23 protein-coding genes are annotated in these 22,235 nt (G+C 67.0%); 15 read left to right on the forward strand and 8 right to left on the reverse strand.

Annotated features, from left to right (window positions below):
* Window positions 1-197: 197 nt before the first annotated feature.
* Together ABIR17_RS05650 and ABIR17_RS05655 are read left to right on the forward strand one after the other, a co-directional pair.
* Entirely contained in the window at window positions 198-1,253 is a 1,056-nt protein-coding gene (locus ABIR17_RS05650; protein WP_348003467.1) for a mandelate racemase/muconate lactonizing enzyme family protein, read from the forward strand.
* The gene (locus ABIR17_RS05655) at window positions 1,250-2,077 is read left to right on the forward strand and encodes an amidohydrolase family protein (protein WP_348003392.1); all 828 of its coding nucleotides are present in this window, start codon (window positions 1,250-1,252) and stop codon (window positions 2,075-2,077) included. Before ABIR17_RS05650 ends, ABIR17_RS05655 begins: the two co-directional genes overlap by 4 nt.
* Before the next feature lie 16 nt (window positions 2,078-2,093).
* Here the strand turns inward: ABIR17_RS05655 and ABIR17_RS05660 are convergent, their stop codons facing one another.
* The 3 genes from ABIR17_RS05660 to ABIR17_RS05670 form a co-directional block, all read right to left on the reverse strand.
* Window positions 2,094-2,732, reverse strand: a complete 639-nt coding sequence (locus ABIR17_RS05660) for an SDR family oxidoreductase (protein WP_348003393.1) — start codon at window positions 2,730-2,732, stop codon at window positions 2,094-2,096.
* A 75-nt stretch (window positions 2,733-2,807) separates the two neighbouring features.
* The gene (locus ABIR17_RS05665; protein WP_348003394.1) at window positions 2,808-3,980 is read right to left on the reverse strand and encodes an NAD(P)/FAD-dependent oxidoreductase; all 1,173 of its coding nucleotides are present in this window, start codon (window positions 3,978-3,980) and stop codon (window positions 2,808-2,810) included.
* Window positions 3,977-5,413 (reverse strand): MDR family MFS transporter, encoded by a 1,437-nt coding sequence (locus ABIR17_RS05670; RefSeq protein ID WP_348003395.1) that lies wholly within the window; start codon window positions 5,411-5,413, stop codon window positions 3,977-3,979. Before ABIR17_RS05670 ends, ABIR17_RS05665 begins: the two co-directional genes overlap by 4 nt.
* Window positions 5,414-5,482: 69 nt before the next feature.
* Between ABIR17_RS05670 and ABIR17_RS05675 the strand changes: the two genes are divergently transcribed.
* A complete protein-coding gene (locus ABIR17_RS05675) occupies window positions 5,483-6,079 on the forward strand; it encodes a TetR/AcrR family transcriptional regulator (RefSeq protein WP_348003396.1) in 597 nt (198 codons plus the stop codon).
* Between the two features lie 3 nt (window positions 6,080-6,082).
* Here ABIR17_RS05675 and ABIR17_RS05680 read toward each other — a convergent pair whose 3' ends face one another.
* Genes ABIR17_RS05680 through ABIR17_RS05695 form a run of 4 tightly spaced genes read right to left on the reverse strand, consistent with a single transcriptional unit; the run spans window position 6,083 to window position 9,235 of the window.
* A complete protein-coding gene (locus tag ABIR17_RS05680; protein WP_348003468.1) occupies window positions 6,083-6,376 on the reverse strand; it encodes a DUF2277 domain-containing protein in 294 nt (97 codons plus the stop codon).
* 58 nt (window positions 6,377-6,434) lie between these two features.
* Complete coding sequence (locus tag ABIR17_RS05685; RefSeq protein ID WP_348003397.1) at window positions 6,435-7,643, reverse strand: aminotransferase class V-fold PLP-dependent enzyme; 1,209 nt, start codon at window positions 7,641-7,643, stop codon at window positions 6,435-6,437.
* Window positions 7,627-8,508: a hydrolase gene (locus tag ABIR17_RS05690; protein WP_348003398.1), complete on the reverse strand. Its 882-nt coding sequence runs from the start codon at window positions 8,506-8,508 to the stop codon at window positions 7,627-7,629. Before ABIR17_RS05690 ends, ABIR17_RS05685 begins: the two co-directional genes overlap by 17 nt.
* 31 nt (window positions 8,509-8,539) lie before the next feature.
* The gene (locus ABIR17_RS05695; protein WP_348003399.1) at window positions 8,540-9,235 is read right to left on the reverse strand and encodes a hypothetical protein; all 696 of its coding nucleotides are present in this window, start codon (window positions 9,233-9,235) and stop codon (window positions 8,540-8,542) included.
* A 106-nt stretch (window positions 9,236-9,341) separates the two neighbouring features.
* Between ABIR17_RS05695 and ABIR17_RS05700 the strand changes: the two genes are divergently transcribed.
* The 5 genes from ABIR17_RS05700 (at window position 9,342) to msrA (ending at window position 13,083) form a co-directional block, all read left to right on the forward strand.
* Complete coding sequence (locus ABIR17_RS05700) at window positions 9,342-9,884, forward strand: PadR family transcriptional regulator (RefSeq protein WP_348003400.1); 543 nt, start codon at window positions 9,342-9,344, stop codon at window positions 9,882-9,884.
* 11 nt (window positions 9,885-9,895) lie between these two features.
* The gene (locus tag ABIR17_RS05705) at window positions 9,896-11,584 is read left to right on the forward strand and encodes an AarF/UbiB family protein (protein ID WP_348003401.1); all 1,689 of its coding nucleotides are present in this window, start codon (window positions 9,896-9,898) and stop codon (window positions 11,582-11,584) included.
* A 34-nt stretch (window positions 11,585-11,618) separates the two neighbouring features.
* A complete protein-coding gene (locus ABIR17_RS05710; RefSeq protein ID WP_348003402.1) occupies window positions 11,619-11,972 on the forward strand; it encodes a hypothetical protein in 354 nt (117 codons plus the stop codon).
* A gap of 107 nt (window positions 11,973-12,079) precedes the next feature.
* Window positions 12,080-12,550, forward strand: coding sequence for a peptide-methionine (R)-S-oxide reductase MsrB (gene msrB, locus ABIR17_RS05715; protein WP_348003403.1), 471 nt, complete (start codon window positions 12,080-12,082; stop codon window positions 12,548-12,550).
* A gap of 2 nt (window positions 12,551-12,552) precedes the next feature.
* Window positions 12,553-13,083, forward strand: coding sequence for a peptide-methionine (S)-S-oxide reductase MsrA (gene msrA / locus ABIR17_RS05720; protein ID WP_348003404.1), 531 nt, complete (start codon window positions 12,553-12,555; stop codon window positions 13,081-13,083).
* Here msrA and ABIR17_RS05725 read toward each other — a convergent pair.
* On the reverse strand, window positions 13,080-13,457 hold the full coding sequence (locus tag ABIR17_RS05725) for a RidA family protein (protein WP_348003405.1): 378 nt from the start codon (window positions 13,455-13,457) through the stop codon (window positions 13,080-13,082). The two genes, msrA and ABIR17_RS05725, sit on opposite strands and share 4 nt — an antisense overlap.
* 111 nt (window positions 13,458-13,568) lie before the next feature.
* On the opposite strand from ABIR17_RS05725, the gene ABIR17_RS05730 reads away from it, so the two are divergent.
* The 7 genes from ABIR17_RS05730 to ABIR17_RS05760 all read left to right on the forward strand — a co-directional run bounded on the left by ABIR17_RS05730 (window position 13,569) and on the right by ABIR17_RS05760 (window position 22,184).
* A complete protein-coding gene (locus ABIR17_RS05730) occupies window positions 13,569-14,720 on the forward strand; it encodes a GAF domain-containing protein (RefSeq protein WP_348003406.1) in 1,152 nt (383 codons plus the stop codon).
* 98 nt (window positions 14,721-14,818) lie between these two features.
* A complete protein-coding gene (locus ABIR17_RS05735; RefSeq protein WP_348003407.1) occupies window positions 14,819-15,526 on the forward strand; it encodes a DJ-1/PfpI family protein in 708 nt (235 codons plus the stop codon).
* 185 nt (window positions 15,527-15,711) lie between these two features.
* The gene (locus tag ABIR17_RS05740; RefSeq protein ID WP_348003408.1) at window positions 15,712-17,304 is read left to right on the forward strand and encodes a carboxylesterase family protein; all 1,593 of its coding nucleotides are present in this window, start codon (window positions 15,712-15,714) and stop codon (window positions 17,302-17,304) included.
* Complete coding sequence (locus ABIR17_RS05745) at window positions 17,301-18,164, forward strand: carbohydrate kinase (protein ID WP_348003409.1); 864 nt, start codon at window positions 17,301-17,303, stop codon at window positions 18,162-18,164. The genes ABIR17_RS05740 and ABIR17_RS05745 overlap by 4 nt, the downstream gene beginning before the upstream one ends.
* A 59-nt stretch (window positions 18,165-18,223) precedes the next feature.
* Entirely contained in the window at window positions 18,224-19,012 is a 789-nt protein-coding gene (locus ABIR17_RS05750; RefSeq protein WP_348003410.1) for a DeoR/GlpR family DNA-binding transcription regulator, read from the forward strand.
* A gap of 132 nt (window positions 19,013-19,144) precedes the next feature.
* Window positions 19,145-20,602, forward strand: a complete 1,458-nt coding sequence (locus ABIR17_RS05755) for a mannitol dehydrogenase family protein (RefSeq protein ID WP_348003411.1) — start codon at window positions 19,145-19,147, stop codon at window positions 20,600-20,602.
* Window positions 20,603-20,615: 13 nt separating this feature from the next.
* The gene (locus tag ABIR17_RS05760) at window positions 20,616-22,184 is read left to right on the forward strand and encodes an ABC transporter substrate-binding protein (protein WP_348003412.1); all 1,569 of its coding nucleotides are present in this window, start codon (window positions 20,616-20,618) and stop codon (window positions 22,182-22,184) included.
* Window positions 22,185-22,235 lie beyond the last annotated feature (51 nt).

Here is a 22,235-nt window from a genome sequence, read left to right on the forward strand (position 1 = left end):
CATCGAGACATCCAAGGACCGGTCGGCGGCGGCCTTGGTTCGGGGTCGCCGCCGACCGCATCCGCCACAACCACCTAGGAAGAGCGATTTATGAAAATCACCGGCTACCGCTGTCTGCGGACGTTCCGTGACTGGGGCCGGCCTGTCGGAGACGTGAACGGGTTTACAGATCCGGGCATCAGCTCGGTTCGATCGTCATCCTCGAGACCGACGAAGGTATCGAAGGCGTCGGCATCGGGTCCCACCAGGACATCGACCGACTATTTCCGGCGATCGAAGGCGAAGACCCTCGCGCCGTGACCGCTCTCTACGACCGCATGCTCGCCCGCGTGTTCAAAGCCGGACACTCGGGTGCGACGTTTGGGGGTATCGGAACGCTGGATGCGGCGCTGTGGGATCTGAAGGCCAAACTCGCCGGCGAACCGCTGTGGCGGCTGCTCGGTGCACGCGACCGTTTCGTGAGCGGCTACGCGTCTGGTCTCGACATCGCCCTCGACGATGACCAGCTCGCGACCTGGTACCGCGCGATGGGTGACCGAGGCTTCACCAGCGGAAAACTCAAGGGCGGCCGTGATCTGGATGGCGACATCCGACGCCTGGGAATCGTCGCCGACGCGCTGAGTGGAAACAGGGTCACTCCGGCGGTGATGCTGGACGCGAACGAATCGTGGAACCTCAAGCAGGCCGTGCGCTACGTCACCGCGATTGAGCGGTATCGCGACCTGACCTGGATCGAGGAGCCGTTGCGGCGCTGGGACGCCGCGGGTCACGCGCGCCTTGGCACCGCAATCCGTGCCGCCGTGGCGACCGGTGAGAACCTCACCGGTCTGGAACAGTTCGCTCCCCTCTTCGATCGCGGCGCGGTCGACATTGTGCAGGTCGGGTGCGTATGGGGCGTGACGCACTTCCTGCGGGTTGCCTATGCCGCCCACTCCCGCGACCTCCCCATCAGTCCGGTCGGCCTGACGGCGAATCCGGCGGTCGCGCACGCCGCGGCCGCCGTGCCGAATCACCTCTCAGCCGAGGTGCAGGATCTCGGCTCGCCGTTCGGCGTCTCGGTCGAGCAGGAGTTCATCGACGGCGGTGTCGTTCTCGGGGACCTTCCCGGCAACGGCATCACGATCGACGAGGATGCCATCATCACCAACCAGCTCATGGTCAATGGGGCAGTGTCCGAGGGACCGCACGTGAGGTCACCCCGTGCTGGTCTCCACCTCGTCGCCGATGCGCCGACCGATATGGTCGTCCGATGAACCACCGCCTCATCGACAGCCATGTGCACATCTGGGATCCGACGGTTCTGGAGTACTCCTGGCTGGAGGGTGAGCTGGATCGCCCCTACCTTCCGGCCGAATACCAGGCCGAGGCGCCGGCAACCACCGGTGTCATCTTCGTCGAGGCAGGTCCGACGGGCAAGGCCGACGAGGTGGCCTGGGCCGAGTCTCTCGGCTGGCCTGAGTTGCTCGGCGTCGTCGCCCACGCGTCGCTCGAGCGGGGCAGCGCGGTCGTCAGCGAGCTGGCGGCGCTGCGGGACGCGGGCCGCACCGTCGGCATCCGCCGGTTGCTGCAGGATGAGCCGCTGTCGTTCTTCGAGGACCCCGGCCTGCTTGAGGGCTTGCGTGCGCTCGCGTCGACGGGACTGCCGTTCGATGCGTGCATCCGACACCACCAGCTCAGCGCCCTGACCGCGCTGCTAGAGAACGTGCCGGAGCTGCCCGTTGTGCTCGATCACCTCGCCAAGCCGCCGGTCGCGACGGGTGATGACGGAACCTGGGAGCGGGACCTCCGCGCTCTCGCCGCCCTGCCGCAGGTCAGCGTGAAGCTGTCAGGGATGCCCCCGGAGCTGGGGGACGACCAGGAACTGGTTTCCGCAGCTCGCCCGTGGCTCGAGGTCGCGCTCGACGCCTTCGGCGCTGACCGGGCGATGGTGGGCAGCGACTGGCCGGTTTCGTCGATGTTGCCCCGACGGCTGGCCCCGGGCCGATGGCTGTCGATGGTGCTGGATGAGCTGGCCGCCAGCCCAGCGGAGCGCGAACAGCTGTCCTGGCGCACGGCGTCGCGCTTCTACGGCGTCTGAGCCTCCTGAAGCGCACCTACAGCGAGCCCTGTGCGGCTAAGTCGATCGTGGCGCCGTTGAGTTCAGTGACCGACTTCTCCCACAAGCTCGCGCACGCGTCCGCGAGAGCCGAGACCGGTGTTCCGCCTTTGCCATCGCCGAGAAATTTCACCCGAAAGATCACGGCGGCGGCGGTGGCCTCTCGGCCCCAGCTGCGCGAGAAGGAGTGCATCCAGGTCTCCGCCGCGGCCTTGGAGATCGCGTAGTTAGCTTCGCGCCAGACAGGGCGATCGACGACGGAGCTCGAGACCATCGCCAGTCGTCCGTCGCCGCTCGCGACGAGCGCATCCCAAAACGCCATGCTGCTGTTGCGAAGCGTCACCAGGTTGGCGTCGAGCAGCTTGGACAGTGTCGCGTCGCCGTGCCCCGGGCTCCATCCTCCGACGAGGTGCACGACGCCATCGACTCGCCCCCAGCGGTCGACGACGTCCTTCGCCACTCGGCTTGTCGCGGCCGCGTCACGAAGATCGACGACGGTGCGCTCGTCCGCCTCAACGGGCTCAAGCCTTTCGGCATTCGACCCGAGCGCGACGACCTTCCACCCGTCCGCGGAGAACTTCCGCGCAACAGCCTGACCCGATTCGCCCGATGCGCCGGCGATCACCAACACCTTCACGCGATGCGCCTTTCGTCCGAGCCGACAGCGTCCGCTGCAATGTCGATCAACAATGTACAAGCCTTCGCCCGTCGGTCACTCCGGGGGGGACTGGCTGTCGGGCGGCCCGAAACTGGCGAACATATCGAGCAGACCTTGGGGAGCATCCGGGGCGAAGATCACCTCGAGGCTTTCCGCCGACTCAGCTGCCGATGCCTCCGATCGCGGAAACATGTCTGTCTCGTACTGGGTGATCGCTGCACCCACGTCGACGGGATGTTCGACAATCGCCCGGGCGAGTTCGGATCCGTCGAACATGGCGAGATTGGCGCCCTCGCCGGCGAACGGGGACATGACGTGGGCGGCGTCACCGAGCAGAGTCACGCCGGGTCGGGCCGCCCATGCGTGCCCCACCGGCAGCGCGTGGATCCGTCGCGGGATGAGCGGAGTGTCTGCGTGTTCGATGAGGCCGCGGAGGTTGTCGCTCCAGCCGTCGAGCAACTCGAGGATTTGTGCTCGCGCGCCGGTCACATCGGTGAAGTCGATGCTGTCGATCCAGGTCTCGTCGCAGCGGTGCCCGAGGTAGACGTGCAGGCTGCCGTCCGGTTCGCGGTGCCCCATGATCCCCGTGTCGCCGCCGAGCGCAAAGAGCATGCCACCGCCCATTGCCTCCGCCTCGGACTTGTGGTCGATGTCGGCGTGATGCAGGTCGGCCTCGATGAACGAAATTCCGGAGTAGATGGGCCGGGCATCTGAGACGAGGGGTCGAATTTTCGACCACGCGCCATCGGCACCGACGAGCAGGTCGGTGGTGAAGGTCGTGCCGTCGGCGAGGGTCACTTCGTGACGGCCTGGACTGTCGGGGACAGCCGTGGCGCCGGTGGCGGCGCTTCCCCACCGCACGGTACCGGGCGGCAGCGAGTCGAGGAGCAGATCCCGAAGGGTACCGCGGTCGATTTCGGGTCGACCGGCGTCGCCGCGGTCAGGCTCCTCCCGGAGGACGTTGCCCTGTTTATCGAGGATCCGCATCGCCTCCGCGCCCTCCTCGATGCGGCTGAGGAAGGCGTCGAAGAGCCCGGCCGCCCGAAGTGCGAGCTGGCCGCTATCCCGGTGGATGTCGAGCATCCCGCCCTGGGTTCGGACACTGCGGCTCACCTCCCGTTCGAACACGGTCGAGGCGATTCCGTTTCGGTGCAGGACGGCTGCGGCGGTGAGGCCGCCGAGGCCACCCCCGATGATGGCGATCGGGTAGTGCGGTGCGGGTGTCATGCGTGTTCTCCCTTTTGCTCGATGCCGGTGGGTGCGACGGGGATGGTGGACGGCAGGAGGAAAGCCAGGGCGACTCCGAGGGCGGTGAATCCGCTGGTCCACCAGAAGGCTTGCTGGAAGGAGCCGACGAGAGCGCTCTGGCTGCCGGCGGTGATCGCGGCCGCGGTGGTGCCGGTGAGGATGATGGCGAGGATGGCGCCGCCGAACGAGCCGCCGATCTGTTGTGAGACCAGCGAAATGATGCTCGCGTCGGGGACATCTGCCCGGGGCAGACCTCGAACTCCGACGGTTCTCAGGGGGACGGTGACGGTGCCGAGACCGATACCGCGGACGAACAGGGTGGCGATGAGCAGCACCCAGCTGGTGCTGGTGTTGGCGAACGCGAAGGGCACGGTGCCGATCAGGACGAGCGCGAATCCGGCAACAACCAGCCAGCGAGGCCCCACCTTGTCGGTGAGTCGGCCGATGAAGGACCGGGTCGCGAGAGCTCCGGCGCCCTGGGCGGCGAGGATCAAACCAGCGTTCAGTGCGGTGGTGCCGCGGAGTTCCTGGAAGTAGAGAGGAACGAGGAGCATCGCTCCGAATAGCGAAAGGCCGGCGAAGAACTGGACGGTCGCTGCGGAGGACAGTGGCCGATATTTGAGCAACTGCAGGTCGAGCAGGGCGCGGCCTTTGTGTCGGAGCGCCCACATCGTGAACGCGGCGACGAGGATCAGCCCTCCGATGAGTGGCCCATCGACGTCGAACCGGGTGAAGGCACCTTCTTTGCCCGCGTTGCTGAGTCCGTAGAGAACGGCGACCAGTCCGGGCGCGAGGAGCAGGAAGCCGACGAGGTCGAAGTGCGTCTTGGTGAGGCCGTTGTCTTTCGGCAGAAACAGGGCCGCAAGGACCAGGCCGGCGATACAGACGGGAACGTTGACCCAGAAAAGCCACGGCCAGTCCAGATTTTGCAGGATCAGACCCCCGAGAAGTGGACCCAGGATCGGGGCCAGGACAACGGGGAGGCCCACGATCGACATGATCCGGCCGATGTTCTTTCCGCCGGCCGTTTGCACCACGATCGTGCCCATCAGAGGCATCATCACGCCGCCGCCGACACCTTGCAGGGCTCGGAAGGCGATGAGGCTTTCCGCGTTCCAGGCGAGGCTGCTGAGAATCGATCCGACCAGGAACAGGGTCAGGGCGATGAGCCACAACCGCTTCGCCCCGATCGCGCGTTGCGCCCAACCGGTAACCGGCATTGCGACCGCCAATGCGAGCAAGTATCCGGTGCTGACCCACTGGATTGTCGCCACCGATACCTTCAGGTCGGCCGCGAGCGAGTGCAGCGCCACCGCGACGATTGTGGTGTCGAGCAGCACCGCGATTCCGCCCACCATCACCGCCCAGATCGTGCGCCACACGGCTGGCTCGATGGTGACTTTCTCTGCCATGACATCACTCCGGTTCTAGATACAGTGTGTATCTTCCGTTCACCATAGACTGGCGGTGGAGGAAACACAATGTCTCTTAGCGACGTTCCCGAACCGCAGCGCCGTCGACACGGTGCCGAGTTGCAGACCGCCCTCCTTGACGCGGCATGGGACGAACTCGTCGAGCAGGGATACGACTCGTTCACGATCGACGCCGTCGCCGTCCGAGCGCACACCAGTCGGGCGGTGCTCTACCGGCGGTGGCCCACCAAGCCGGATCTGGTCAAGGCGGCGATCGCGAGCCGGGCGTTTCAGCAGTCGCTCGAGATTCCCGACACGGGCAGCGTGCGGGGCGACCTGATCGCGTTCATGAAGCTTGCGAACGGATCACGGGCCCAGCAGGGCCTGGTCCTCATCACCCGACTGGGCGCCTTCTACAGCGACGCGGGGACCAACCTCACGGAACTGCGCCGGGGGCTGATGCAAGCGAGAGGCGAAGCCGTTGATCAGATGCTCGCACGCGCCATCGATCGCGGAGAGATCGACCCAGCGAAACTCACCCCGCGAACCCGGCGGGTGGCGTTCGACCTCTTTCTGCATGAACTGATGCTCACGCTCGAACCCGTGCCCGACGACAGCATCGCGGAGATTGTCGACGAGATCTTTCTCCCGCTCGTCGCACCCTGACCGTCAGCTCGCGGTGCGGATGCTGACCTCGCGCGACATCCGCTTCTCGAACCGGTCGCGCCCCTTCTGCGCCTCAACGTCGCGGTCCTTCGGCGGCGCGACGGCGACCAAATCCTCGAGCAGGTGTCGCGTCACGTGCGCGATCTCGGCGACCGCGCGGTCGAAGGCTTCGGTGTTGACCTTCGACGGCTTCGTCGATCCGCTGACCTTGCGCACGAACTGCAGGGCAGCGGCGTGCACCTCGTCGTCAGATGCGGCGGGCTCGAAGTTGTGGAGTACGTGGATGTTCCGGCACATGCCGCCGACGATACCCGCGACCTCCGCGACTGTCAGCACCCGAGGTCAGCGGCCGAGGTCACGCGCCGAGGGCATCCCGAATAGCGAGCACTCCCTCGAGCGCTTCGGCGTGGGTGGTGCTGAGCGGCGAGAGGCCGAGGCGCAGGCCGTCGGGGTAACGGAAATCGGGGATGATGCCCTCGCCCCACAGGGTGCGCACGACCGACTCGAAGTCGGGGTGGCCCAAGGTGACGTGCCCGCCGCGGAGGGCGGCATCGCGAGGGCTGAGCAGTCGCACGCCGGGAAGCAGCTCGTCGGCGGCCGAGACGACGAACGAGGTGAGTGAGATCGACTTCGCGCGGATGGCATCCACGCCCGCCTCTTCGATGAGGTCGAGCATGTCGTCGATCGCGAGCATCCCGAGGATCGGTGGCGTGCCGCTGAGGAAGCGCCGCATCCCGGCCGCGGGGGTGTATTCGCGGGCCATCGCGAACACGTTGCCCGCGCCCATCCAGCCTTCGATGGGTTGGCGCAAGTTTTCTTGGTGGCGCGCGGCCACGTAGCCGAAGGCGGGGGAGCCGGGTCCGCCGTTGAGGTACTTGTACGTGCAGCCGACGGCGAGGTCAACGTCAGCGGCGTCGAGATCGACCGGCACGACGCCGGCGGAGTGGCAGAGATCCCACAACATCAGAGCGCCCGAGGTGTGCACGCGTGCGGTGATCGCGGTGAGGTCTGCGATCGAACCTGACCGGTAGTCGACGTGGTTCAGGAGCACGACGGCGGTCTGCTCGCCGACCGCCCGGTCGACCTGCTCCGGTGAGACACCCGTGACAGGGTCTGCGTCGATCCAGCGCAGGGTCATCCCGCGCCGCTCGGCGACAGCGTGCGCGATGAAGCGGTCGGTCGGAAAGTTTGTCGACTCGATAGCGATCTCGTGACGATCCGCGCGGGCGCCGGCCGCGGCATCCAGCAGCTTGTAGAGAAGGACCGTCGTCGAGTCGGCAACCAGGGTCTGCCCCGCGGCGGCTCCGAGGGTGAGTCGCGCGATGCGGTCGCCGAGTTCGAAGGGGCGCTCCATCCAGCCCTCGTCCCAGGAACGGATGAGCCGCGTGCCCCAGTCGTCGCGCACGAAGTCACCGAGGCGATCGACCGTGGATGACAGCGGCCGGCCGAGCGAGTTGCCGTCGAGGTAGGCGCGCACCCCGGCGGCGGGGACGAACCGGTCGACGTGCGCGTGCAGCGGGTCGGCGGCGTCGAGTTCGGCGGCGCGCTCACGAAGATCGGACATCAAGTTCCTCCCGAAGTATTGGGGTGAGCAGGCGCGCTGAGGCGAAGTCGAGGTCGTCGCCTTCGCCGTCGACGACCATGAGCCGCGACGCGGGGTCGTGGATGTCGGCCAGGTCGAGTGCCTCGAGCAGCTCGGGTGTCGTCAGCCCGGCATCGCGGAGAGCATCCAACTCGTCAAGGTTGAGTCCCAGTGGTGTCGGGCCGTTGCCCATGTCGGTGCCGTAACGGAGGCGTCCCCCTGCCGCCCGGAACGCGGTGACGTTCTCGACGGCGACCCCGCGTTCGGTCGACGCGGCGGGATGGATCGCGAGGGTCGAAATCCAGGTGACGCGGGCGGCGTGCTCGGCGATTTCGTCCGCGGAGAGGAGCTCGCTGAAGGGTGCGTGCGCGAGGTACGTCGCCCCGGCCTCGAGTGCTCGCCCCGCCTCACCCGGCCCTTCGACGTGGACGACCGTCGGGAGCCCCCGCGCATCGGCGCGCGTCACGATCGCGGCCAGCAGTTCAGCGGTGAAAGTCGGACCCGCGACCGCGTTGCTCGCGATCTTCACCAGCGTGACCCCGGCATCCGCCAGTTCATCGACTACCCGGCCGGCCTCCGCAGCGTCGGGGATCTCGCGCACCCACGACGGGTCCGCCCAGTCACGGTCCGAGGGGTACCCGCCGACCGGGGTGAGGAACGGTCCGGCGAACTCGACACGCAGAGGAGGGATGCCGGCGTCCCCGTGAATGAGCCGAGGTGCTGACAGCGATCCGCCGAGATCCACGACACGACCGAGAACCGAGTGCGCGACGGGGTCCCGATCGACGAGACCCAGGTGCACGTGCGCGTCGGTGGGCGCACCGAGGATGGCGAAGGCGCGGGTCACGGTCCCATTCTCAGGGGGTTGCGACACCGGCTCAGGATGCGGGGTTGAAGCGGAACGCGATCTCGTTGCCGTCGGCGGTGACCACGAGGTCGAATCTGTGCCCGAAGTAGATCGACGATCCTGCCTTCGTGGTGACGGTCACGATGCTCTCCGTCGCGACGGCGCTCAGGACGGTGTTGGTTTGCAGGTCGGCGGTGGAAGCCGTGGTCGACCAGGTCACGATCAGTCCGGCGTTTGTCGTGAGGTGGTTCTCGATGATGGTCGTGTTGCCGTCCGCATCCCGAAATGACAAGAATGTCGCCGAGAAGGTGCCCACCGGGTCGCCGTTCGCGTCGAGCAAGGCGGTCGTGCCGGCCAGGTAGCGAGATGCGATCGTCGTGCTGTCGAACGCCACGTTCGAGGTCGGGATTTGGATGAGGCTGTTGGCGAAGATGTCCAGTTGGAAGAAGTACCGGCCTCCGTCGATCGGGGGCAGGGTCGGGGCTGCGGCGCCGGCGGCACCTCGCGGCCCGGTCGCACCGGTCGCACCTGGAATTCCCGTCACCGTCACGGTAGGTGCGGGGCTGGCGGTGCCCGGGACGCCTTGCGGACCGGCGGGACCCTGCGGTCCGGCCGGCCCGGTTGCACCCTCCTGGCCGGCAAGCCCGGTCGCGATCTGGAACCCAGCGAGCACCAGCACGGCTGCGGCGAGCACGGCGAATAGCGCAACGAGCAGCCGACGGGACATGCCCTCAATATAGAGGCCCGTCCACGCCGCGGAGCCCTAGATAGAGCCCCATCTGAACGATGTATCGTTAAGTATCGTTCGCGCATCGCGAACCAAGGAGGATGTCATGGCCGAGTCATACGCAGGCAGTCCGTTCGCGGGAGCGGCGACGGGTCTCTGGGACACCCTGAACCAGTTGCGCGGGTCGTTCGAACAGAAGATCGGCACCCGCATGGGTCGCGGCGATGTGCGGGCTGCCGTGCTCGCGATCCTCGTCGAAGAGCCGATGCACGGGTATCAGATCATCCGGGCGATCGAAGATCGCAGCCACGGGATGTGGAAGCCGAGCCCGGGCTCCGTCTACCCCACCCTGCAACTGCTCGCCGATGAGGGACTCGTGACCGCCGACGAGTCGGGCGGCAAGAAGACCTACTCGCTCACCGACGCGGGCCGTGCCGAAGCCGAAGCCGCACTCGAGCGTTCGGCTCCGTGGGAGATGCCGGGGATGCGCGCCGCCGCGCACGCGGGCACCATCCCGAAGGCGGGGGCGAAACTCGCGCAAGCCGCCGCACAGGTCGCCACCAGCGGAAGCCCCGCTCAGATTGATGAGGCTGTCGCGGTGCTCGACGAGGCACGTCGCAAGGTTTACGCGATCCTCGCCCAAGGGTGAATAGTGCAGGGGTGACCAGCCCTGCGGTGAGCGCCCGGAAAGGTCGCGTCCGCTACCGCCGCATCCTGCGTTTCGCGACGCGCTACATGGTTCAGAACTGGTGGTTCGAACTCGTCCTCCCGCGCGTTGGACTGAGCAGTCTCGCCGCACGCGGGCGCACGAACCGCTGGCGGCGGATGGCGCGTAACTTCCACCGGCTGGCGACCGATCTCGGTGGCCTGATGATCAAGGTCGGGCAGTTTCTCTCGACCCGACTCGACGTGCTGCCGCCCGAGGTCACGCGGGAACTGGAGGGCCTTCAGGATGAGGTCAACCCCGAGAGATTCGACGCGATCCGTGCCCTCGCCGAGGCTGAACTCGGGCTGAAGCTCGAAGACGCCTACGCCAGCTTCGACCCGATCCCGATGGCGGCCGCATCGCTCGGCCAGGTGCATCGCGCGACGTTGACAGCGGATGCCGCTGCCGACACCGGCTGGGCAAACGTCGTCGTGAAGGTGCAGCGCCCCGGCATCGAGATGATCGTCGGCGTTGACCTCGCGGCGATTCGACGAGTGGCGCGTGCGTTGAGTCGGGTGAAAATCATCTCGAGTCGGGTCGACCTGCCGGCGCTCGCCGAGGAATTCGCGGGCACCAGCCTCGAAGAGATCGACTACCTGCACGAAGCGCAGAACGCCGACCGATTCGCCGAGCAGTTCGCCGGGGATCCGCGGGTGCGGGTTCCCGGGATCGCGTGGGAACGCACCACCCGTCGCGTACTCACCCTCGAAGACGTGAGCGCGATCAAGATCAACGATTTGGATGCTCTCCGCGCCGCCGGCATCGACCCATCGCACGTCGCCACGGAGTTCGCGACCGTGATGTTTGACCAGTTGTTCGTGCACGGGTTCTTTCACGGCGACGCTCATCCCGGCAACATTTTCGTCACCCCGCTCCCCGGCGGCGGCTACACGCTGACCTTCGTTGACTTCGGGATGATGGGCGAGATCCCCGCCGACCTTCGACGCGGTCTGCAACAAGCCCTGATCCCGCTCGCCGCGCGTGACGGCCGACGGCTGGTGGCGAGCATGCGCGATCTGGGGGTGCTGCTGCCGTCAGCCGACACGCGCGAACTTGAGAAGGTCATGAACGCCCTGTTCGCCCGGTTCGGCGGCATCGCGTTCACCGCCCTTCAGCAGGTCGACCCTCGCGAAATGCTGAAGTTCGCCGAGGAGTTCGGCGAGACCGTGCGAAATCTGCCGTTCCAACTGCCCGAAAACTTCTTGCTCGTCATCCGGGCGTCATCCCTCACCTCAGGGTTGAGCAGCACTCTCGATCCCGACTTCAACATCTGGAACGCGGTCGAGCCGTACGCGGCGAAACTGTTGCTTGACGAGCGAGGCGGCGTCATCGGGTCGTTCGCTCGCGAGGCGGCCTCGATCGTCGGCATCACGATCGGCCTTCCCCGCCGCCTCGACGACCTCGCCACGCGTCTCGACAACGGCGACCTCGAGGTCAATACCCCGAAACTCGACCTCCGCCTCCGTCGGATCGAACGACTGATCGCCCGGGCCGTGTCGGCGATCGTCTTCGCCGGACTACTGGTGGGCGGCATCCTGCTCCGACCGACGGATGTCGTCCTCGGCACTGTGTTCATGTCGGTATCGGGGCTCCCGCTGCTGCATGCCGTGTTCGGCGGGCTGTTCGGTCGACGCAGTCGCTGATTTCGGTACGCAGGCCTGAGCGTAGGCTCCCCCCATGAATTCACTCCCCGCGATCGTGTGGGTCTTTACCGGGCTCCTGCTTTTTCTCGCGGTGACCTGCGTCGCGGCCAGCCGCGGGGCGATCCGGCTCAATCACCTCTGGGGAATTCGGATCCGCAGCGTGATGCGCACCGACGCGACTTGGCGGGCGGGCCATGCAGCTGGCGTTGCTCCGGCGGCCATCGCGTTCGTGGTTGCGCTCGCCTGCAGCGTGATCGGGCTCGCCGTGCCGCTCGTCGACCTCGGTGCTGTGGTCGCGTTTGTCTCGGGGGTCGTCGCGGTCGTCATCCGAGCGTCGAGTGCCGCCGACCGCGTGACCGCAGCCAGGTCTGCGACGAGCGGATCCTGAACAGTTCCGCGCGGATCCAAGTTGTGCCCTCGTGCGGGAACTTTCAGCCGCGAGCAGTAGTTGTACCCCTATGAGAGCCGCAGCCAGCGACTCATGAGGAGAAAATCATGACCACCACCGAGTACCGCAAGGATGCCGCTGCCATCGCAGCGCTCACCCCGAACCAGTACGCGGTAACGCAGACGGATGCCACTGAGCCTCCGTTCCGCAACGAGTTCTGGAACAACCACGAAGACGGCATCTACGTCGATGTCGTGTCGGGCGAGCCGCTGTTTTCGTCGACCGACAAGTTCGACAGCGGATCGGGTTGGCCGAGCTTCACCCGCCCGATCGAGAAGGCCCACGTCGTCGAGAAGACCGATCGCACCCTCTGGATGAAGCGCACCGAGGTGCGCTCAGCCAACGGCGACAGCCACCTGGGTCACCTGTTCGACGACGGCCCCGTCGAGGATGGCGGGATGCGGTACTGCATCAACTCCGCCGCCCTTCGCTTCATCGCCGTCCCGGAGCTTGAGGCTGCGGGCTACGGTGACTACCTCAGCCTGTTCACCACCCCGACCACGACTATGGAGGCGTAACCATGACCACGACAGAGACCGCACTCCTGGCGGGTGGATGCTTCTGGGGCGTGCAGCAGTTGCTGCGTCGTCGCCCGGGTGTCATCTCGACCCGCGTCGGCTACTCGGGTGGCGACACCCCGAACGCGACCTACCGCAACCACGGCGACCACGCCGAGGCCGTGGAAATCGTGTTCGACCCATCGGTGATCTCGTACCGCGACATCCTCGAGTTCTTCTTCCAGGTGCACGACCCGTCGACGCGGGATCGTCAAGGCAACGACCGCGGACGTAGCTACCGTTCGGCGATCTACTACACGACCGACCAGCAGCACCAGGTTGCTCTCGACACGATCGCCGATGTGGATGCCTCCGGCCTCTGGCCCGGCAAGGTTGTCACCGAGGTCGAGCCGGCTGGCGCCTTCTGGGAAGCGGAAGACGAGCACCAGGACTACCTGGAGAAGTACCCGAACGGCTACACCTGCCACTTCGTGCGGCCCAACTGGAGGTTGCCGCACCGCGATTCGGTAGCAAGCGTGGAGCAGCCGGCCTAACCGATGACGGCTGTCATCCTCACCGAGACGAGAACCCCGGGGATGACAGCCCCCAGTTTGGCGGCGTAGCGCGCCGGAGGATCGGTCGGGAACCAGGTGGCGTACACCTCATTCATCCCGGCGAAATCGTCGGGGTCGGCGAGCAGAATCCCGACCTCGACGACATCCTCGAGTGTGCCGCCGCCGGCCTCGAGGACTGACTTGCAGTTGGTCAATGCTGCCTGCATCTGATCCTGGATCGTCGTCCCTGCGATTTTTCCCGTCGACGCGTCGATCCCGACGAGGCCCGAGATATAGATGTGACCCCCCGCTTTGATGCCCTGACTGTAGAGAGCAGATTGAGACACGAGCGGGGTATGGATGACTTCGCGCATTCATCGATCGTGTCACGCGAATAGGGCACGAGCGATACCGACGTTCTGGAAGTACCCTGAGCGAAAGCCGGGACGGTCAGCGCCTTACTCAATGATCCGAGAGGGAAGCTCATGCGCGGATCGTGGTGGCGTCCGGGGCTTCGCGTCTGGTACCGATGGGAGGGCCGACGACTCGACGGGATCCCCAGGCCCGAGGACCGCGCGTTCGCGAGCGCTCCCGGTGACTCTCCCCTCGAATGCGTCGTGTTCGGGTCGGGGCCGCTCTCGGGGTGGGGCGTGGCAACCCACCAACTCGCGCTTCCGGGCACCCTCGCGCGGAGCCTTTCCCGGCGCTTCCAGCGCGGAGTGACGGTGCGCGGCGAACTCTCTCCCGCGCTCACCGCCCGAGTGATGAGCGAGCGACTCGACGACCTGCCCTGGGGTTCGGCCCAGGTGGGCGTTCTCGCGTTCGGGCCGTACGAGGCGCTCACCGCGGACCTGAAAGAGTGGCGGCGGGTTCTCGTCAGGCTCGTGGGTGACGTACGGACCCGGATGCCAGCTGACGGGGTGCTCGTTGTCGTGGGCATCCCGACGGTCGACTCGTTGAACTGGCTGCACGGATTCGGCCGACCCGTGATGAAGCGAATCCTCCCTGGATACAACGGGGTGGCCCGCGAGGTCTGCGAAGACCTCGGTGCCCGGTTCGTGCCCCTTCCGAAGCCCGCTCGGTCTGGGGAATACATGAGCGCCGGCCACTACCTCTTCTGGAGCGAAGTGATTGCGGCATCCGTCGACTTCGATCTTCACCTAGCCGGGCCGACACCTCCCAGCGAAGCTCAACGAGCGCGCGCGGTCGAGCGCCTGGAAATTCTCGACACCGAACCTGAGGAGCGTTTCGATCGGATTGTGCGTCTCGCACGTTCGACGTTCCAGACGCGCAGCGCGGCCTTCACCGTGCTGTACGGCGACCGCCATTGGCACAAAGCGAGTGTCGGCAAGGACGATGAGCTACCGCGTGAATCCTCGCTCTGCGAGCTGACCGTCGCCCAGGGTCGCCCGCTGGTGATCGGCGACGCGTGGAACGATCCGCGGGTGCTTGACCTTGCCGTGTTGAGGCGCGGCGACGGGGTGCGCTTCTACGCGGGGCACCCGCTGCGGGCACCGGGAGGCGAGTTCATCGGAGTCCTCAGCGTGAGCGACCCGGCCCCTCGCGATCCTGAAGACATGGATGTCGTCATCCTCCGTGACCTCGCACTCAAGATCGAAGCCGAACTGGCCCGCTGAAAGCTAGCTAGCTGTTAACGCTGCTTTGCGGCATGTAGTCTTCCGGACCATCCTCTTTCGACCGTAAACCTTGATCCCAAAGAATCCGAAGGAACCCCATGACCACGCCGATCCAAATCGGTCTCCTCGTGTTCCCCAACATGACGCAACTCGACCTGACTGGCCCGCTGCAGGTGTTCGCCGCGGTGCCTCAGTTCGTCCCCGATCCGGGCGCCGAGATCCACCTGATCTGGAAAGACCTCACGCCGGTCTCGACGGATGCAGTCATGGTGATCACCCCGACCGTGACGTTCGCCGACTGCCCGCAGCTCGACGTTATTTGCATCCCCGGCGGTTACGGCACCGACGCCCTCATCGAAGACCAGGAGGTGCTCGACTTCGTGCGTCGACAGGCCGAAGGTGCGCGGTACGTCACCTCGGTCTGCACCGGAGCGCTCGTGCTCGGCGCCGCGGGACTCCTCAAGGGATACCGCGCCGCCACCCATTGGACGGCCATGGACATGCTCGGTGCCTTTGGCGCGATCCCGACCCACGAGCGCGTCGTGGTCGACCGCAATCGGGTGACCGGTGGCGGGGTGACCGCAGGGATCGACTTCGCGCTGACTCTGGTCGGCGAGATGTTCGATCACCCGACCGCAGAGTCTGTGCAGCTTCGACTCGAGTACGACCCTCACCCGCCGTTTAACGCCGGGTCCCCGGCCACCGCTCCCGCCGACGTCCTCGCACGTTACGAGGAACTGATCGCGCCCAACAAGGTGCGTCGGCGCGAGGCGGTGGCGCGTGCCGCGACCAACCTGGCCGGCTGAAACTTCTCTCGCCAACCCGAGCAGACCCCCACTGCGGTCTTCTGACACCGCGGACCCGCCTGCGGCGGCTCCGGCAATCGGTCACGAACCGGTCGATCGGGCGCTCCGAGTCCACTTTGGCTGCGGTTTGATGCGTGGTCGAATCATGACGTGCCGGGCGACCCGGCGACATCGAAGGAGATGCCATGACGCACCTGCAGCCCGGATCTGACGACCGGATCGAGGTCGCCGCCGCAGCCGGACGCGTGATCGGCCTTCGCGAGGACGGCGTGGCGGTGTTCCGAGGCATCCGGTACGCCGAGCCGCCGCGCGGAGACCTGCGCTTCGCGCCCCCGGTCGACGCTGCACCGGTCGAAGTGATCGATGCGACGACCTGGGGTGCGGTGTCTCTCCAGGATCTCGACCCGCTCCCGCGGCAACTGCCGGGAACCGAGGGCTACTACTACCAGCCCGACATCGAGTTCTCCGAAGACTGCCTTCAGCTCAACGTCTGGGCCCCGCCCGAGGCGACGAACGGCGCTCCGGTGCTCGTCTGGTTCCACGGTGGCGGGTTCGTGTGGGGGTCCGGCACCGGTCCCTGGGTTGACGGCAGTCGTTTCGCGCGAGAGCAGGGGCTCGTCGTCGTAACCGTCACCTACCGCCTCGGGCTGTTGGGCAACCTCTGGTTCGGCGACATCGATCCGCAGAACTCCGACCTCGGTCTTCAGGATCAGACCGCTGCCCTGCGGTGGGTCTCCCGCAATATCGCGGCGTTCGGCGGTGACCCGGAACGCGTGACGATCATGGGGCAGTCGGCCGGCGGACTCGCGGCGTGCGCACACCTCGTCGCGCCCGGCTCCCGCGGCCTGTTCCACGGTGCGGTGGTGATCAGCGGGCACCTCGGGATGACTCCCTCAGTCGCCGACGCCACGGCCTTCCGTGCCCGCGCGCTGGCGGGCCTCTCGGTTGACTCGACGGGTGATGTGCTCGCCCAGTTGCGGTCGCTGTCGACGGCGCGCATCCTGCAGGTGCAGCGCGAGCTCGGCCTCAGTGCCGGGGGCTTCCCCCTCGTGGCTGACGGGGTCGTGATGCCCGCGGTACCGCTCGACGCCGTGCGCCGGGGGGATGGCGCGGCCGTGCCGCTGCTACTCGGCTTCGACGCGGAGGAGAACCGGCTCTGGTCGATCACCGACGGAATCCCGGCGGTGCCCGCGCGCCAACTGCTGACCGGGTTGCTCGTGGATGAGGTGCTTACCGACCAGGCCCTCGCCCTCTATGCGGACCTCGACGTCGACTCCGCCGAGAGCTACTACCCCGTGATCAACGACCAAGCCTGGGCCGTACCCTCGCAGGCTCTCGCCGACGCCCACGCTACGGCCGGCAATCCGGTCTTCGCCTACGAGTTCGTGCGCGAGAGCCCGGTGGTCGCCGGTCCCCACAGCACGCGGGTCGGGGCGGCCCACCTCTCGGAACTGCCATTCTTCTTCGGGAATCTCGACGCCCCAGGCGTTCCGGACCTGCTCGGCCATGAAGTGCTCAGCGACCCAGCCCTGCGCGGGCTCGCTGATCGGGTGAGCGCCACGATCGCCGCGTTCGTGCGCACCGGTACGCCGGATGGCGGCCCACTGGGTGCCTGGCCGGCTACGAAGCCGGGGGCGCGGGTCACGATGGTGATCGGTGAGGGACCGGATGCGATCTCACGCGCCGTCCCCGATCGGCACGCCGAGCGGACCGCCTTCTGGACCGCCCAGACCGGCGCGGCCTCCCTGCTCGACCTGATCACCGCGGAGGCTGGTTGAGCCCCGTCAGCTCGACCGGCGCGCTCGTGATTGGCGAGGCCCTCGTCGACATCGTGCATCGCGTGGGGCAGGACGACGTCGCGCTTCCTGGCGGCAGCCCTCTCAATGTCGCCGTGGGGCTCGCACGCCTCGGCATCCCGACGATGTTGCACGCGGCGTTCGGCACCGACGTTCACGGGCAGATGGTCGCCGACCATCTCGTGGCGAGCGGCGTGATCCCGACTCGGGGCACGGTCGGGACCGCCGCGACCTCGGTGGCCGAGGCGACGATCGACGTCGACGGTGGTGCGAGCTACGACTTCAGGATCGCCTGGGATCCCGCACCCATCGACGCGCGGGGGTACGACCTCGTGCACACCGGGTCGATCGGTGCGGCCCTCGATCCCGGGGCCGCGCGCGTCGAGGCGGCACTCGCGACGGCGACGGGACTGGTCTCGTTCGACCCCAACATCCGCCCCGCCCTCATGCCCGAGGACGCCCTCGCCCGGGTCGAGCGGATCGTGGCGCTCTCGGATGTTGTGAAGGCCAGCGACGAGGATCTCGCATGGCTCTACCCGGGGGCCTCGGTCGACGATGTCCTCGTGCGCTGGTTCGCCTTTGGACCGCGGCTGGTCGTGGTCACCCGTGGCGATTCGGGCGCGGACGCGCTCTCGGCGGACGGTCGGGCCCACATCGAAGCGCCTCCGACGACAGTCGCTGACACGATCGGGGCGGGAGACTCGTTCATGGCCGGCCTGCTCACCCACGTGCTCGAACGGGGGTTCGGGGAGATCCAGAAGACGCTGGCTTTCGCGTCTCGCTGCGCGGCGATCACGGTGTCCCGTCCCGGTGCCGATCCGCCGTGGAGGGCGGAGCTGTAGTTGCTCGCAGGCCAAACGGTCACAGAACGGGCAATCCGGTAACAGATATGCTCAGCGCCGTGACCGATTCCACGCCGAGCGGGGGCGATCGCAGCATCAGCCGCCGCGCAGAGCTGCTGACGCTCATCCGAACCCGCGGCCGTCTCGAGGTCGTCGGCATGCCCGAGCTGCTCGCCGTTTCAGCTGAGACCATCCGGCGCGACCTGCGCACGCTCGAAACCCAGGGACTGGTGCGACGCGGCTATGGGGTCGCCTACCCGGTCGAGAGCGGCGCCTTCGAGAGCGCCCTCGAGGTGCGTGCGAACATCAACCCCGAACAGAAGCAGCGCATCGCGACGGCTGTCGTCTCCCGCCTCGGTGAAGCGCAGACGATTTACATCGACGAGGGCTATCAGACTCAACTCGTCGCGCAGCGCCTGCCGCTCGACCGACCGCTCACGATCGTGACCCCGAGCCTGCCGATCGCCATGCTGCTTGCCCCGCGTTCGAACATGCAGGTCGTTATCCTCGGCGGGCGCGTGCGGGGAAATACCCTCGGCGTCGCCGACCACTGGCCGGCCGAGATGCTCGCGCGGCTGACGATCGATCTCGCGATCCTCGGCGCCAACGGCGTGACGGTGGAGCGTGGGATGACGACCCCCGATCCCGCGGTGGCGGCCGTCAAGGCCGCGGCGGTGCGGGCCGCCGTGCGTCGCATCTTCATCGGCGCCCACCACAAGTTCGGCACGGCGACGTTTGTGAAATTCGCGGACGTCACCGACTTCGAGCTGATGGTCACGGGCCACGAGCTCTCGGCTTCGATGGCCGCGCGCTTCGCGAACACCGGGGTTGCGCTGCTCCGGGTCTGATCCGGCAATCGGTCGTGAACCGGTCAATCCGGTAGGGGGAATCCACTCGGTGGTCGATGGGTGCGCGTGCTTCCATGAACTCCACTCGGCCCGCTACGGCAGCGGGCGTGGATCAATGGAGATTCATCCGACATGCCTCTGAAGCCCGTCGCCCAACCCGGCTACGATCCCGCCGACCTCACCGTCGGGATCGTGCACTTTGGCGTCGGAAACTTCCACCGCTCGCATCAGGCGCTCTACCTCGACAAGCTGTTCACCCTCGGCGAGGCGCTCGACTGGGCGATCTGCGGTGTCGGGGTCCTGCCCCAGGACGCGCGCATGCGGGACGCGCTGCGGTCGCAGAACATGCGGTACGCGCTGGTCGAGCGTCACCCCGACGGACAGGCCCATGCGCGCAACATCGCGTCGATCATCGACTTCCTGCTCGCGACTGAGGATGCCGAAGCCGTTCTCGAAAAGCTCGCGGACCCCGCGGTGCGCATCGTCTCGCTCACGATCACCGAGGGCGGCTATAACATCGACGAGGCCACCGGCGGCTTTGACCTCGCGAACCCATCCGTCGCCGCGGACCTTCGCCCGGGCGCCGTGCCGGCGACCGTCTTCGGCCTGGTTGTCGAGGGGCTCCGCCGCCGCCGCGACCGCGGCATCCCCCCGTTCACTGTCATGTCGTGCGACAACCTGCAGGGCAACGGCCACGTCGCACGGGGCAGCTTCCTCGCCTTCGCCAGCGCCAAGGATGCCGATCTCGCCGCCTGGATCGACGCCGAGGTCGCGTTCCCGAACAGCATGGTCGACCGCATCACCCCCGTCACCGGGCCCGAGGAGCGGGCGTTCGTCGCGGAGACCTACGGTGTCGACGACGCCTGGCCCGTCGTAGCCGAGGATTTCACCCAGTGGGTACTCGAAGACCGTTTCACTGCGGGCCGTCCACCGTATGAGAATGTCGGAGTTCAGATCGTCGACGACGTCGTGCCCTACGAGAAGATGAAGCTCCGGCTTCTGAACGCGAGCCACCAGGCGATCGCCTACGTCGGCTATCTCTCGGGTCACCGGTTCGCGCACGAGGCCGCGACCGATCCGCTGATCGCGGCATTCGTCACGCGGTTCATGCGGGACGAGGCTGAGCCGACCCTCGGGCGCGTTCCCGGAGTCAATCTCGCCGTGTACGAGGCCGGGCTGATCGAGCGGTTCGCCAACCCCTACGTTCGGGATACTCTCCTGCGGCTCGCGACCGACGGCTCCGACCGCATCGCCAAGTTCGTGCTCCCCATCATTCGGGACGGGATCGCGGCAGGCAGCCCCATGCCGCTCAGCGCGGCGATCGCCGCAAGCTGGGCGGTCTTCGCGAGCGGCGTCGACGAACAGGGCGCGCCGATCGTCGTCGCCGACCGCCAGTCCGCCATCGTCGCGGATGCGCTCGACCGCGCCTCCGGCGATCCCGCGGTGCTCGCCACTGACGCCCGGCTCTTCGCCGATTTGGCCGTCGAGCCCGCATTCATCGAAGCCTTCGCGCGGGCGTACCGCGCGATCCGAAACGACGGCGCGCAACAAGCGCTCGCCGCCATCGATGCACCCCTGCATCGCCCCTAAGGAAAGGAAACGCATGTTCGCCACCGCAAGGACGCGAGGGTCACGCGCTATCCGCGCGATCGCACTCGTTACCGCAACGGCCACAGCACTGGTTCTGGCCGCATGCACGAGTGGAGGGGGTACCGACGCCACGTCGGACACCCTCACCGTTGCGATCACCACCCCGCCCCAGAGCCTGGACCCCACGTCCGCAGCTAACGGCGTGCCGCTGATTTGGTACATGAACCTCGCGTACGAGCCGCTCATCAAGCGCGGCGTCGACGGTGCCGCCGCCCCCGGTCTCGCGACCGAATGGGCCTACTCGGACGACCGTCTGAGCTTTACCATGAAGCTGCGCGAGGGCGTCAAGTTCAGCGACGGTGACCCACTGACTGCGGATGCGGTTGTCGCCTGGCTGAAGCACTACAAGGAGAGCGGCAGCTTCGCGGCGTGGCTCGCGAACGTGACCGACATCACGGCCAGCGGCCCCCTCGAGGTGACGTTGAAGCTCAGCACGCCCGACCCGATGTTGCCCTACGGCTTCGACCAGGGCGGCAACGCGGGCGCGATCGTCTCGCCGACTGGCCTCAAGGACCCCACGGTCCTCGGTACCGAGACCCACGGCGCCGGGCCCTACATGCTCGACCCGGCGGCCACGGTCGCCAACTCGACATACACCTACGTGAAGAACCCGAACTACTGGAACCCGGAAGTCCAGTATTGGAACACCATCGTTCTGCAGGTCTTCACGGACTCGAACTCGGTGCTCTCCGCACTCCGGTCGGGCCAGGTGCAGGTTGCGCAAGGGTCGGCCACGACCGCCGGAGCGGCGGCCGACGCCGGCTTCGATGTCACGACAGCGCCCTCGGGCATGGTGGGCATCTACCTCGCCGACATCGACGGCAAGATCGTGCCGGCACTGAAGGACGTCCGCGTTCGCCAAGCGCTCAACTACGCGATCGATCGTGAGGCGATCACGAAGTCGATCTACGGCGAGTACGGCATCCCGACGACGCAGTTCGTGCCCGAGGGCATCGGCGGCTACCTGCCCGCGCTCGAGGACACCTACCCGTACGACCCTGAGAAGGCGAAGGCGTTGCTCGCGGAGGCGGGTTACCCCGACGGGTTCAGCTTCACCGTGGCAGGGCAGCCCGGATTCGATGGCTCCGACCTGCTGCCGCAGGCGATGGCCGCCCAGTTCGAAAAGATCGGCGTGCATATGGAGGTCAAGAGCTACACGGCCTTCGGTGACTACGTGAGCGAGCTGCTCGGCGGGACCATCCCCGCGACGACGCTGCAGTTCAACTACTCGGTGCAGTTGACCGACACGCAGCAGCTAGTCACGAACCCCGCGGTCTACAACTATCTCGGCTACACCGACGCGAAGGCGAACGAGCTGGTGGCGGCTCAACGCGCCCAGGATGTCGACACGCCCGAGGGGATCGCTGCGGCCGAAGCGTCGGAGACTTACATGGTCGAAAACGCTTTCCTCGTGCCGGTTGCCAGCATCCAGACGGTGCTGTTCTCGGCGAAGTCGGTTTCCAACATCGACTTCACCGCTTACCCGTGGCCGGACCCGTCGCGCTGGACGCCGGCGAACTGACCTTCGACGTGATGCCGTCGGATCGCACCTCGCGCGATCCGACGGCATCGC

The organism is Pseudolysinimonas sp. (assembly GCF_039912695.1).
Lineage (GTDB): Bacteria > Actinomycetota > Actinomycetes > Actinomycetales > Microbacteriaceae > Pseudolysinimonas_A.